The sequence below is a fragment of the Thermococcus sp. genome, assembly GCF_027052235.1.
Lineage (GTDB): Archaea > Methanobacteriota_B > Thermococci > Thermococcales > Thermococcaceae > Thermococcus.
The window spans coordinates 1-329 of the sequence record NZ_JALUFF010000014.1; the positions used below are offsets into that span (position 1 = coordinate 1).

The window sequence follows — 329 nt, forward strand, 5'->3', positions numbered from 1 at the left end:
GACGGGATAAAGCCAGAGGACTGGGACAGGATTGGAGAGCTGAGCGCGGAGCTTACTCTCGAACTCGGAGTTTCGGTTATGATAGTCCCCCATGAGCCCAGAGAGGACAGTCTCTACCTTACCGCAACGGCAGAGGGAGTGAGAGTATGAACGAGATAACGGCTCTCATCAGGAAGGCGGAAGAACGGCTCAAAGCCACCGAGGAACTTCTCAATACTAGTCATTATGCCTTTGCAATATCGAGCGCGTACTACGTCATGTTCTACTGTGCCAGGGCCCTCCTTCTGTCCAGGGGAATTGCACCAAAGAGTCATGCTGGTGTTCATGCC

General features: G+C 53.2%; 1 protein-coding gene. It reads left to right on the plus strand.

All coding sequences use genetic code 11. The features are described 5' to 3' along the window. Positions 1-146: 146 nt before the first annotated feature. A partial coding sequence (locus tag MVC73_RS01240; protein WP_297506165.1) for a HEPN domain-containing protein occupies positions 147-329 on the plus strand: 183 nt, incomplete at its 3' end.